General features: G+C 74.1%; 12 protein-coding genes. 10 read left to right on the top strand and 2 right to left on the bottom strand.

From position 1 onward, the window contains the following. Positions 1–28 precede the first annotated feature (28 nt). Positions 29–760: an MBL fold metallo-hydrolase gene (locus ACH4ZX_RS33205; RefSeq protein ID WP_398281021.1), complete on the bottom strand. Its 732-nt coding sequence runs from the start codon at positions 758–760 to the stop codon at positions 29–31. 189 nt (positions 761–949) lie between these two features. Between ACH4ZX_RS33205 and hrcA the strand changes: the two genes are divergently transcribed. The 10 genes from hrcA to ACH4ZX_RS33155 all read left to right on the top strand — a co-directional run bounded on the left by hrcA (position 950) and on the right by ACH4ZX_RS33155 (position 11,745). Beyond that, positions 950–1,966 (top strand): heat-inducible transcriptional repressor HrcA, encoded by a 1,017-nt coding sequence (hrcA, locus tag ACH4ZX_RS33200; protein WP_360745971.1) that lies wholly within the window; start codon positions 950–952, stop codon positions 1,964–1,966. After that, a complete protein-coding gene (gene dnaJ, locus ACH4ZX_RS33195; protein WP_324784318.1) occupies positions 1,967–3,103 on the top strand; it encodes a molecular chaperone DnaJ in 1,137 nt (378 codons plus the stop codon). It abuts the gene before it with no gap. A gap of 78 nt (positions 3,104–3,181) precedes the next feature. Next, the gene (locus tag ACH4ZX_RS33190) at positions 3,182–4,255 is read left to right on the top strand and encodes a nitronate monooxygenase (protein ID WP_398281016.1); all 1,074 of its coding nucleotides are present in this window, start codon (positions 3,182–3,184) and stop codon (positions 4,253–4,255) included. Further along, positions 4,252–5,010 carry a 16S rRNA (uracil(1498)-N(3))-methyltransferase gene (locus ACH4ZX_RS33185; RefSeq protein WP_398281013.1) on the top strand — a complete coding sequence of 253 codons (759 nt, stop codon included), beginning with the start codon at positions 4,252–4,254 and terminating at the stop codon, positions 5,008–5,010. The genes ACH4ZX_RS33190 and ACH4ZX_RS33185 overlap by 4 nt, the downstream gene beginning before the upstream one ends. 32 nt (positions 5,011–5,042) lie before the next feature. Then, positions 5,043–5,435 (top strand): VOC family protein, encoded by a 393-nt coding sequence (locus tag ACH4ZX_RS33180; protein ID WP_398281010.1) that lies wholly within the window; start codon positions 5,043–5,045, stop codon positions 5,433–5,435. A gap of 121 nt (positions 5,436–5,556) precedes the next feature. Beyond that, positions 5,557–6,102: a hypothetical protein gene (locus ACH4ZX_RS33175; protein WP_398281007.1), complete on the top strand. Its 546-nt coding sequence runs from the start codon at positions 5,557–5,559 to the stop codon at positions 6,100–6,102. A gap of 76 nt (positions 6,103–6,178) precedes the next feature. Beyond that, complete coding sequence (locus ACH4ZX_RS33170) at positions 6,179–9,376, top strand: S41 family peptidase (protein ID WP_398281004.1); 3,198 nt, start codon at positions 6,179–6,181, stop codon at positions 9,374–9,376. Positions 9,377–9,469: 93 nt separating this feature from the next. After that, positions 9,470–9,823 carry a histidine triad nucleotide-binding protein gene (locus ACH4ZX_RS33165; RefSeq protein ID WP_398281001.1) on the top strand — a complete coding sequence of 118 codons (354 nt, stop codon included), beginning with the start codon at positions 9,470–9,472 and terminating at the stop codon, positions 9,821–9,823. A 6-nt stretch (positions 9,824–9,829) separates the two neighbouring features. Next, positions 9,830–10,735 (top strand): ribonuclease Z, encoded by a 906-nt coding sequence (locus tag ACH4ZX_RS33160; RefSeq protein WP_398280998.1) that lies wholly within the window; start codon positions 9,830–9,832, stop codon positions 10,733–10,735. 20 nt (positions 10,736–10,755) lie between these two features. After that, positions 10,756–11,745, top strand: a complete 990-nt coding sequence (locus ACH4ZX_RS33155) for an adenosine deaminase (RefSeq protein WP_398280995.1) — start codon at positions 10,756–10,758, stop codon at positions 11,743–11,745. Positions 11,746–11,802: 57 nt separating this feature from the next. Here the strand turns inward: ACH4ZX_RS33155 and ACH4ZX_RS33150 are convergent, their stop codons facing one another. Next, complete coding sequence (locus ACH4ZX_RS33150) at positions 11,803–12,606, bottom strand: IclR family transcriptional regulator (protein ID WP_398280992.1); 804 nt, start codon at positions 12,604–12,606, stop codon at positions 11,803–11,805. Positions 12,607–12,614: the final 8 nt, after the last annotated feature.

Genomic DNA, 12,614 nt, shown 5'->3' with positions numbered 1-12,614 from the left:
AACGACGATAGGAGAACCGTCCCGCCGATCACCGCGACACGCCGAAACGGTCCGCCAGCGCGTCCCGCTGCGCCCGGACGAACGCCGCGTCGACCACCGCCCCGTGACCGGGCACGTACAGCGCGTCCTCGCCGCCGAGGTCGAGCAGCCGGTCCAGCGCGGCCGGCCAGTGCGACGGCACGGCGTCCGGACCCGCCTGCGGCTCGCCCGACTCCTCGACCAGGTCCCCGCAGAACACGACCTCCGGCGTGCCCGGGACCAGCACGACCAGGTCGTGGGCGGTGTGCGCCGGGCCCACGTTCGCCAGCAGCACCTGCCGGCCGCCGCCCAGGTCGAGCGTCCACTCGCCGCTGACGTGATGGCGGGGCGCGGCGAGCGCGTCCACCGCCTCCTCGGCCAGCCGCGCGTCCAGCCCGCACCGCACCGCGTCCGCGCGCAGCTCCTCGCGTCCGCGCCGCCCGGTGAACACCGCGTCGGCGCCGACCGCCCCGAACACCTCCGCGCCCGCGAACGCCGCCGCCCCGAAGACATGGTCGAAGTGGGGGTGGGTGAGAGCGAGATGGGTCACACGGTGACCGGCCAGCCGCTGCGCCTGCGCCCGCAGCCGCGCCCCCTCCGGCAGGCTCGACCCCGCGTCGACCACCAGCGCCGTGCCGGCCCCGACGACCAGCCCGGCCGTGCAGTCCCAGCCCGGAAGCCGGCACCGCCCGACCCCGGCCGCCAGCCGCTCCCACCCGAGCTCTTCCCAAGTCACCGTCATACCGCGACGCTAGTGCCTGTCTGACGACGGGGATCGTCGGACAGGCCCGGCCGTACGGACCCGCCCCGGCAGGACCGACCTTGCCCAGTCAGTACCCCGCCGCCGTACACTGGGCCGGGGAACGCTGGCACTCGGACACGCAGAGTGCCAGGCAAGGCGTCAGGGGACGACTTTCTGGAGGTGTGCGCCATGCTGAGTGAACGACGGCTCCAGGTATTGCGCGCCATCGTCCAGGACTACGTCGGCACCGAGGAGCCGGTCGGGTCGAAGGCCCTGACCGAGCGGCACAACCTCGGCGTGTCCCCGGCGACCGTGCGCAACGACATGGCGGCCCTGGAGGACGAGGGGTACATCGCCCAGCCGCACACCAGCGCCGGGCGCATCCCCACCGACAAGGGCTACCGGCTGTTCGTCGACAAGCTCGCGGGCGTCAAGCCGATGAGCGCCCCCGAGCGGCGCGCGATCCAGAACTTCCTCGACGGCGCCGTCGACCTCGACGACGTCGTGGCGCGCACGGTGCGGCTGCTCGCGCAGCTCACCCGGCAGGTCGCCGTCGTGCAGTACCCGTCGCTCACCCGGTCCACGGTCCGGCACGTCGAACTGCTCTCGCTCGCCCCCGCGCGCGTGATGCTCGTGCTGATCACCGACACCGGCCGGGTCGAGCAGCGTATGGTCGACTGCCCGGCGCCGTTCGGCGAGGCGTCCCTCGCGGACCTGCGGGCGCGGCTGAACAGCCGGGTCGCGGGCCGCCGGTTCGCGGACGTCCCGCGGCTGGTGGAAGACCTCCCCGAGGGCTTCGACGTCGAGGACCGCGGCACCGTCTCGACGGTGCTGTCCACCCTCCTGGAGACGCTCGTCGAGGAGAACGAGGAGCGGCTGATGATCGGCGGCACCGCCAATCTGACCCGCTTCGGACACGACTTCCCCCTCACCATCCGGCCCGTCCTGGAGGCCCTGGAGGAGCAGGTCGTCCTCCTCAAACTCCTCGGCGAGGCAGGCGATTCGGGCATGACCGTGCGCATCGGGCACGAGAACGCCTATGAAGGACTCAACTCCACGTCCGTGGTCTCGGTCGGCTACGGTTCGGGCGGCGAGGCAGTCGCCAAGCTCGGCGTGGTCGGACCGACCCGCATGGATTACCCGGGAACGATGGGAGCGGTACGCGCAGTGGCACGGTACGTCGGACAGATCCTGGCGGAGTCGTAAGTGGCCACGGACTACTACGCCGTTCTCGGCGTGCGCCGCGACGCGTCGCAGGAAGAGATCAAGAAGGCCTTCCGGCGGCTCGCACGCGAGCTGCACCCGGACGTCAACCCCGATCCGAAGACCCAGGAGCGGTTCAAGGAGATCAACGCCGCCTACGAGGTGCTGTCGGACCCGCAGAAGAAGCAGGTCTACGACCTCGGCGGCGACCCGCTCTCGCAGTCCGGCGGCGCCGGCGCGGGCGGCTTCGGCGCGGGCGGCTTCGGGAACTTCTCGGACATCATGGACGCCTTCTTCGGCACGGCGTCCCAGCGCGGCCCGCGCTCGCGCACCCGGCGCGGCCAGGACGCGATGATCCGCCTGGAGATCGACCTCGACGAGGCGGCCTTCGGCACCACCAAGGACATCCAGGTCGACACGGCGATCGTCTGCTCCACCTGCAACGGTGAGGGCGCCGCGCCGGGCACCTCCGCCCAGACCTGCGACATGTGCCGCGGCCGCGGTGAGGTCTCCCAGGTCACCCGGTCCTTCCTGGGCCAGGTCATGACCTCCCGCCCCTGCCCGCAGTGCCAGGGCTTCGGCACCGTCGTGCCCACCCCCTGCCCGGAGTGCGCGGGCGACGGCCGGATCCGCTCCCGCCGCACGCTGACCGTCAAGATCCCGGCCGGCGTCGACAACGGCACCCGCATCCAGCTCGCGGGCGAGGGCGAGGTCGGCCCCGGCGGCGGCCCGGCCGGCGACCTGTACGTCGAGATCCACGAACTGCCGCACCCGATGTTCCAGCGGCGCGGCGACGACCTGCACTGCACGGTCACCATCCCGATGACCGCGGCCGCCCTCGGCACCAAGGTCCCGCTGGAGACCCTCGACGGCCTCGAGGAGGTCGACATCCGCCCGGGCACCCAGTCCGGCCAGTCGATCCCGCTGCACGGCCGGGGCGTCACCCACCTGCGCGGCGGCGGCCGGGGCGACCTCATCGTCCACGTCGAGGTGCAGACCCCCACCAAGCTCGACGTCGAGCAGGAACGCCTGCTGCGCGAGCTCGCCAAGCTGCGCGGCGAGGAACGCCCGCAGGGCCAGTTCCAGCCGGGCCAGCAGGGCCTGTTCTCCCGGCTCAAGGACGCCTTCAACGGGCGCTGACCACACGGGACGCCCCTGGCCCCGGCCAGGGGCCCGTCCCGATTCGGACTTGCTCACGGGACGTGACAACATGCGGTCATGTCCTCCGCACTGACCGATCTCTGCCCCCATCCGATCGTGCAGGCCCCCATGGCGGGCGGCGTCTCCGTGCCCCACCTCGCCGCCGCCGTCTGCGCGGCCGGCGGGCTCGGTTTCCTCGCCGCCGGGTACAAGACCGCCGACGGCATGTACCAGGAGATCAAGCAGCTGCGGAGCATCACCGACCGGCCCTTCGGCGTGAACCTCTTCATGCCGCAGCCCGACCACTCCGACCCCGCCACGGTGGAGCTCTACGCCCACCAGCTGGCCGGCGAGGCCTCCTGGTACGACACCGAGCTCGGCGACCCCGACAACGGCCGCGACGACGGCTACGACGCCAAGCTCGCCGTGCTGCTCGACAACCCGGTGCCGGTGGTCTCCTTCCACTTCGGCGTGCCCACCCGCGACGTCCTCGACTCCCTGCGCCGCGTCGGCACCTTCACCATGGCCACCGCGACCACCGCGGAGGAGGCCCTCGCCGTGCAGCGGGCCGGCGCCGACGCGGTCATAGCCCAGGGCGTCGAGGCCGGCGGCCACCAGGGCACCCACCGCGACGTCCCGGAGAACGACCGCGCCGGCATCGGCCTGCTGTCCCTGGTCGCCCAGATCCGCGAGACCGTGAGCATCCCGGTCGTCGCCGCCGGCGGCATCATGCGCGGCAGCCAGATCGCCGCCGTCCTCGCCGCCGGCGCGTGTGCCGCCCAGCTCGGCACCGCGTTCCTGGTCACCCCGGAGTCCGGGGCGAACGCCGTGCACAAGCAGGCGCTGACCAACCCCCTGTTCGTCCGCACCGAGCTGACCCGCGCGTTCTCCGGCCGCCCGGCCCGCGGCCTGGTCAACCGCTTCCTGCGGGAACACGGCCCGTACGCGCCCGCCGCCTACCCCGACGTCCACCACCTCACCGCGCCGCTGCGGAAGGCGGCAGCGAAGGCCGGCGACGCGCAGGGCATGGCGCTGTGGGCCGGGCAGGGCCACCGGATGGCCCGGGAGCTGTCCGCGGGACAGCTGGTGGAGGTGCTGGCCGCCGAACTCGCGGAAGCGAGAGCGGCGCTGTCGGAAGGCGGTGTGCGATGACGGCTCCGGTGTTCGTGCTCGATCCGCTGGTCCTGCCGGACTTCCGCGGCGGGGAGTACGTCCTCGACGGCCCGGAGGGACGGCACGCCGTCTCCGTGAAGCGGATGCGGCCCGGCGAGGACGTCATCCTCACCGACGGCCGCGGACGCTGGACGGAGGGCGTCGTCAAGGCCGCCGAGGGCAAGGACCGCCTCGTCGTCATGGACCTGGAGAGCGTCTGCGAGGAGCCGCAGGAGCAGCCCCGCATCACCGTCGTGCAGGCCCTGCCCAAGGGCGACCGGGGCGAGCTGGCCGTGGAGACGATGACCGAGACCGGCGTCGACGCGATCGTGCCGTGGACGGCCTCCCGCTGCGTCACCCAGTGGAAGGGCGAGCGGGGCCTGAAGTCCCTCGCCAAGTGGCGCGCCACCGCCCGGGAGGCCGGCAAGCAGTCCCGCCGGGTCCGCTTCCCGGAGGTCGCGGACGCGGCGACGAGCAAGCAGGTTGCCGCACTTCTCGCCGAAGCCGACTTCGCCGCCGTGCTGCACGAGGACCGCGCCTACCCCAGCGAGCCGCTCGCCACCGCCGAACTCCCCGCCGAGGGCGAGATCGTGCTGGTCGTCGGCCCCGAAGGGGGCGTGTCCCCCGAGGAGTTGGCGCTGTTCGAGCAGGCCGGGGCGAAGACGTACCGGCTGGGCCGCAGCGTGCTGCGCACCTCCACCGCCGGCACGGCGGCGACCGCCCTGCTCCTCGGCCGCACCGGCCGCTGGTCCTGACCGCCCCCTCCTGACCGCCCCAGGGAGATCCCGTGGAACTCGCCCAAGTCCGGCTCCTCGTCAGCGACTTCCCCGCCTGCTACCGCTTCTACGCCGATGTCCTCGGGCTGAAGCCGCAGTCGGGGGCGAGCCGGGGACCGTACGAGAAGTTCAGCCCGGCCGCCGGCTCCGCGGGCATCGCCCTGCAGGACCGGGCGATGATGGCGGAGATCCTCGGCGAACTGGGCGGACCCGCGAACGGACACCGCTCCCTGGTGGTGCTGCGCGTCGACGACCTGAACGCCTACTGCGAACAGATCACCGTCCGCGGGGCGACCCTGCTGCACGGCCCGGCCCCCATGACGGACCGCATGCGCGTGGCCCATCTCAAGGACCCCGAGGGCAACGTGGTGGAACTTCAGGAGTGGCTCCTGCTGCGCACCTGACGGCCGCACTTCGGAGCGGCCGCGGGGCGACGCGCGGCCGCCCCGCAAGAGCCGCCCGGGGGCGCGTTCGTGGCCGTATGCGCTCTACCGCGCCGGCCCGGTCGGTGGCAGGCTGCCCTTCATGGGGGCATTGAGGCGTAACTGGCGCCGGCCACGCGGGTCGCGGGCGGCGGCCGTGGCCGGGATCGTGGTGGCGGGCGTCGGCGGGCTCGTGGCCTGCGATCCGGGCGGACTGAGCTCCGCGGCGGTCGCGTACACCACCGACCAGACGGCGACCAAGGCGCTGGAGCGGCAGAAACTCGACGTGCAGTGGCTGAGCTGCACGGCCAACTACGGCAACGACGCCAAGAGTTCCACGCCCACGGCGAGCCGGACCAGCGTCGCGAACGTCGACTGCCAGGGCCGGACCGAGGACGGCCGGGAGATCACCGTCACCGGCACCGTCACCCGCGCCGTGAACGGCGCCTGCGTGCGCGGCGACCTCACCGCCAAGGTGGGCGGCAAGGTGCGGTTCCACGTGAGCGGGCTCGGCAACTGCGACGCCACCCCGTCCCCCGTCGGCAACAACCCGGCGGGCGGACAGCCCGGGCCCACCGCCACCGTCACGGTCACCCGGACCATCTGGTGCGAGAGCGACCCGCAGTGCCGGCCGGTCGAGGGCAAGTGACGGCCCGGCCGGGCGCGCCGGCGAGTGATCCAACAACCCCCTGTCGCGCGGCGCCGCGGCTGCATAGAGTGATCGGGTGACACAGCCCGCAGCGCCCGCGTATCTCCGCCACCCCCATCTGCACGGCGATTCGGTCGCGTTCACCGCCGAGGACGACGTGTGGCTCGCCCCGCTCGACGGCGGCCGGGCGTGGCGGGTCAGCGCCGACAACATGCCGGTCGGCCAGCCGCGCATCTCGCCCGACGGCACGACCGTCGCCTGGACCTCCACCCGCGACGGCGCCCCCGAGGTACACGTCGCACCGGCCGACGGCGGCCCCTCCACCCGCCTGACGTACTGGGGCAGCTGGACCGCCGTGCGCGGCTGGACACCCGACGGGCGGATCCTCGCGATCAGCGCCGAGGGACAGGCGAGCGCGCGCCGCACCTGGGCCCGCGCGATCCCGCTCGACGGCGGACCGGCCACCACACTGCCGTACGGGCCGGTCGGCGACGTCGCGTACGGGCCGAGCACCGTGCTGCTGTCGGCGCCCATGGGCCTGGAGGCCGCCCGCTGGAAGCGCTACCGCGGCGGCACGGCGGGCAAGCTGTGGATCGACCGCGACGGCGACGGCCGGTTCGTGCGGCTGCACGAGGACCTCGACGGCAACATCGAGTGCCCGGTCTGGGCGGGGGACCGCATCGCCTTCCTGTCCGACCACGAAGGCGTCGGGGCGCTGTACTCCTCCCTCGCCGACGGCTCCGACCTGCGCCGCCACACCCCCGTCGAGCACGGCTTCTACGCCCGGCACGCCTCCGGCGACGGCACCCGCGTCGTCTACTGCTCCGCCGGCGAGCTGTGGATCCTGGACGACCTCGACGGCGCCGAGCCGCGCCGGCTCGACATCCGCCTCGGCGGGCAGCGCACCGACCTGCAGCCGTACGCCGTCAACGCCGCCCGCTGCTTCCGGTCCGCCGCCCCCGACCACACCGCGCGCGGCAGCGCGGTCTGCGTGCGCGGCGCGGTCCACTGGGTCACCCACCGCTCCGGCCCGGCCCGCGCGCTGGCCGCCGAACCCGGCGTCCGGGCCCGGCTGCCGCGCGCCTTCCGCACCGACGGCGAGGAATGGGCGGTGTGGGTGACGGACGCCGAGGGCGACGACGCCCTCGAGTTCGCCCCGGCCACCGGCCTCGCGCCCGGCGCCACCCCGCGCCGGCTCGCCGCCGGGCAGCTCGGCCGGGTCCTGGAGCTCGCGATGGCGCCCGACGGCAGCCGCGCCGCGGTCGCCTCGCACGACGGACGGCTGCTGCTCGTCGAACGCGACAGCGGCGAGGTGCGCGAGGTCGACCGCAGCGCGGACGGCGAGGTGTCCGGGCTGGCCTTCTCGCCGGACTCGGCGTGGCTCGCCTGGTCCCACCCCGGCCCGCGCCCGCTGTCCCAGCTCAAGCTCGCCAACACCGCCGACCTGTCGGTCACCGAGGCCACCCCGCTGCGCTTCCAGGACTACGCCCCCGCCTTCACCCTCGACGGCAGGCACCTCGCGTTCCTCTCCAGCCGCTCCTTCGACCCCGTCTACGACGAGCACGTCTTCGACCTGGCGTTCGTGGTCGGCTCCCGCCCGTACCTGATCACCCTGGCCGCGACCACGCCCTCGCCGTTCGGCCCGCAGCGGCACGGCCGCCCCTTCGACGCGCCCGACAAGGACGAGACCCCCGACAGCGAGGGCGTCCCCGCCACCCGCATAGACCTCGAGGGCCTCGCCGACCGCATCGTGCCCTTCCCGGTCGAGGCCGCCCGCTACTCCGGCCTGCGCGCGGCGAAGGACGGCGTGCTGTGGCTGCGCCACCCGGTGCAGGGCGTCCTCGGCGCCTCCCGCGCCACGCCCGAGGACACCGACCCCGGCAGCGACCTGGAGCGCTACGACCTGCTCCAGCAGCGCGTCGAGCACCTCGCCTCCGACGCCGAGGACTTCGAGGTCAGCGGGGACGGCAAGCGGGTCCTGCTGTGGACCGGCGACCGCCTGCGGGTCGTGCCCAGCGACCGGCGCGCCTCGGGCGACGAGGACAGCGACAGCAACGTCACCGTCGACCTCACCCGGATCAGGCAGACCGTCGACCCGGCCGCCGAGTGGCGGCAGATGTACGAGGAGACCGGCCGCGTCATGCGGGACCACTTCTGGCGGCCGGACATGGGCGGCGTCGACTGGGACGGCGTCCTCGGCCGCTACCGGCCCGTCCTGGACCGCGTCGCCACCCACAGCGACCTGGTGGACCTGCTGTGGGAGGTACAGGGCGAACTCGGCACCTCGCACGCCTACGTCGTGCCCCGCGGCGGCTCGGGCGGCCCCCGCCAGGGACTGCTCGGCGCGGACGTCTCCCGGCACGAGGACGGCAGCTGGCGCGTCGACCGCGTCCTGCCCGCGGAGACCTCCGACCCGGACGCCCGCTCCCCGCTCGCCGCGCCCGGCGTCGCGATCCGCGCGGGCGACGCGATCGTCGCGGTCGCCGGCCGCCCGGTGGACCCGGTCACCGGTCCCGGCCCGCTGCTGGTCGGCACGGCGGGCAAGCCCGTGGAGCTGACCGTCTCGCCGGCCGGCGGGGGCGAGCTGCGGCACGCGGTCGTGGTGCCGATCGCGGACGAGACGCCGCTGCGCTACCACGCCTGGGTGGCCGGCCGCCGCGCCCACGTCCACGAACGCTCCGACGGCCGCCTCGGCTACCTCCACGTCCCCGACATGATGGCCCCCGGCTGGGCGCAGATCCACCGCGACCTGCGGGTCGAGGTCGCCCGGGAGGGTCTCGTGGTGGACCTGCGGGAGAACGCCGGCGGTCACACCTCCCAGCTGGTCGTCGAGAAGCTGGCCCGGCGCGTCGTCGGCTGGGGCGTGCCGCGCGGCATGCGGCCCTACAGCTATCCCATGGACGCGCCCCGCGGCCCGGTCGTCGCCGTCGCCGACGAGTGGTCCGGCTCCGACGGCGACATCGTCAACGCGGCGATCAAGGCGCTGGGCATCGGCCCGGTGGTCGGCACCCGCACGTGGGGCGGCGTCATCGGCATCGACAGCCGCTACCGGCTGGTCGACGGCACGCTGATCACGCAGCCCAAGTACGCGATGTGGCTGGAGGGCTACGACTGGTCGGTGGAGAACCGCGGCGTCGACCCCGACATCGAGGTGGTGCAGCGCCCGCAGGACTGGCAGGAGGGCCGGGACGCCCAGCTCGACGAGGCGATCCGGACGGCGCTCCAGGCGCTGGAGACCAGCCCGGCGAAGACGCCGCCCGGCCTGCCGACATGACGGTGCCGGCGACCGCCCGGCGGGCGCCGGATCACCCGCAGCGGGCGACGATACGATGCCTCACGTAAAGCGCCGCCGACACCCGGAGGGACCATGGCAGGGGAGCCGCAGGACGACTGCCTGTTCTGCAAGATCGTCGCGGGGACCGTCCCCTCGACCGTCGTCCGCGAGACGGAGACGACCGTCGCCTTCCGGGACATAAACCCGCAGGCCCCCACGCACATCCTGGTGATCCCCAAGGCGCACTACCGGGACGCCGCCGCGCTCGCCGCCGGCGCGCCGCAGCTCGCCGCGGACGTGCTGCGCGAGACCCAGGCCGTCGCCGACGAGGAGAAGCTGGACAGCTACCGCGTCGTCTTCAACACCGGCAGCGGCGCCGGCCAGACCGTCTGGCACGCCCACGCCCACGTCCTCGGCGGCCGCGGCCTGCAGTGGCCCCCCGGGTGAGGCGTCGTGTCCGTCCGTGAACTGGTGGTCCTCGGCACCGCGAGCCAGGTCCCGACCCGGCACCGCAACCACAACGGCTATCTGCTGCGGTGGGACGGCGAGGGCCTCCTGTTCGACCCCGGCGAGGGCACGCAGCGCCAGATGCTGCGCGCCGGGGCCGCGGCGCACGACCTGAACCGGATCTGCGTCACGCACTTCCACGGTGACCACTCCCTCGGCCTCGCCGGCGTCATCCAGCGCATCAACCTCGACAAGGTCCCGCACCGCATCACCGCCCACTACCCGCGCTCCGGGCAGCGCTTCTTCGACCGGCTGCAGTACGCCACCGCCTACCGCGAGACCGTCGCCCTGACCCAGGCCCCCGTGGACGCGGACGGCGTCCTCGCGACGACACCGGCGTACACGCTCGAGGCGCGCAGGCTCTCGCACCCCGTCGAGTCCTACGGCTACCGGCTCGTCGAGCCCGACGCGCGCCGCATGCTGCCCGACCGGCTGGCCGCGCACGGCATCAAGGGCCCGGACGTCGGCCGCCTCCAGCGCGAGGGCGTGCTCGGCGGCGTCCGCGTCGAGGACGTCAGCGAGACGCGGCGCGGGCAGCGGTTCGCGTTCGTCATGGACACCCGGCTGTGCGACGGCGTGCACGCCCTGGCCGAGGGCTGCGACCTGCTCGTCATCGAGTCGACGTTCCTCGACGAGGACGCCGGCCTCGCCGCCGAGTACGGCCATCTGACCGCCGGGCAGGCGGCCCGGGTGGCGCGGGACGCGGGGGTGCGCCACCTCGTGCTCACCCACTTCAGCCAGCGGTACACCGATTCCGACGAGTTCGAACGCCAGGCCCGCGAGGCCGGCTTCGAGGGCGAGCTGACCGTGGCGCACGATCTGCTGCGTGTCCCGCTTCCGAAGCGCAGATGAAGCCCCCGTACGATGCTTTGATGCCCCTCCCGAAAGCAGAGCTGCACCTTCACATCGAAGGCACCCTGGAGCCCGAGCTGGCCTTCGAGCTCGCCGCCCGCAACGGCGTCGACCTGCCCTACGCGGACACCGACGAACTGCGCGAGGCGTACCGGTTCCAGGACCTCCAGTCCTTCCTGAACCTGTACTACGAGCTCATGACCGTCCTGCGCACCGAGCAGGACTTCGCCGACCTCGCCGACGCCTACCTGGCCCGCGCCGCGGCACAGGGCGTGCGGCACGCGGAGATCTTCTTCGACCCGCAGGCGCACCTGGCCCGGGGCGTGGAGATGGGCACGGTCGTCGAGGGGCTGTGGCGGGCGCTGGGCGGCAGCGAGGCGGCGCACGGCGTGTCGACCCGGCTCATCATGTGCTTCCTGCGCGACGAGCCGGCCGAGTCGGCCATGCGGACCCTGGAGGCCGCCCGGCCGTACCTCGACCGGATCACCGGCGTCGGCCTGGACTCCGCCGAGGTCGGCCACCCGCCGGCGAAGTTCCGCGAGGTGTACCGGGCCGCCGCCGCGCTGGGCCTGCGGCGCGTCGCGCACGCCGGCGAGGAGGGACCGCCGGAGTACATCACCGAGGCGCTGGACGTGCTCGGCGTGGAGCGCGTCGACCACGGCCTGCGCTGCGTGGAGGACCCGGCGCTGGTCGAGCGGCTGGTGCGGGAGCGGGTCCCGCTCACCCTGTGCCCGCTGTCCAACGTCCGCCTGCGCACCGTGCACACCCTCGCCGACCACCCGCTGCCGGCCATGCTCGACGCCGGCCTGCTGTGCACGGTCAACTCCGACGACCCGGCCTACTTCGGCGGCTACGTGGGCGACAACTTCGACGCCGTCCGCACCACTCTGGGCCTGCCCGAGGACCGGCTGCGCGAACTGGCCCGCAACTCCTTCCTCGCGTCCTTCCTGGACGACGACGAGGAGCGCCGGGCACGGTACCTGGCCGAGGTGGAGGCGTACCGGTTCTAGGGCCCGCGACATCGGGGTGATCCAGACGACAGGCCCTGGGTTCCTGCCCCTCGGGGCTCAGCGCCACTGCACGGTTCCGCCGCCCGCCGGGACCGTCGCCTCGATCTTCGTCCTGGTCTCCCGCATCACCGTCACGATCCGCGCCTCGTGCTCCGGCGTCAGCCGGGCCACCGGCACCGAGCAGCTGACCGCGTCCCGCGCGGGGGAGTCGTAGCGCAGGGCGAAGCCGAAACCCACGATGCCGGGGACGCCCTCCTCGCGGTCGATCGCGTATCCGCGGGCGCGGACCTCGGCGAGGTCGGCGGCCAGCGACTCGCGGCCGGTGTGCGTGCGCGCCGTCAGCGCCTCGTACGGCCCCCGGGGCAGCTCGGCGTCGGGGCGCTCGGCCAGCAGCGCCTTGCCCAGCGCGCCCGCGTGGGCCGGCAGCCTGCGGCCCACCCTGCTGATCGTCCTGAGGTACTCGTGCGACTCCCGGGTCGCGAGGTAGGCCACGTCCCGGCCGTCCAGCCGCCCCATGTGGATCGTCTCGCCGAGCGCCTCCGACGCCTCGTCGAGGTACGGGCGCACGGCGCGCACCCGCGGGTCGGAGTCGAGGTAGCCGGTGCCGGTGAGCAGGGCGCGGATGCCGATGCCGTAGAGCGAGCCGGTGACGTCGGTGCGCACCCAGCCCCGGCCGGCGAGGGTCTGCAGCAGCGCGTACATGGAGCTGCGCGGCACCTCCAGGGCGTCCGCCAGCTCCTGCAGCCGCGCCGGCCGGTCGCCGCGCGCGGCGAGCAGTTCCAGCAGCTCCACCGTCCGCGCCGCCGACTTCACCTCGCGGACGCCCCCGGCGCCTCCCGCGCCGCCTGCTGTCTCCGGCATGCGCCGAT

Source organism: Streptomyces sp. NPDC020490 (genome assembly GCF_044335305.1).
GTDB lineage: Bacteria > Actinomycetota > Actinomycetes > Streptomycetales > Streptomycetaceae > Streptomyces.
This window is presented reverse-complemented; position numbering and strand designations above follow the sequence as displayed.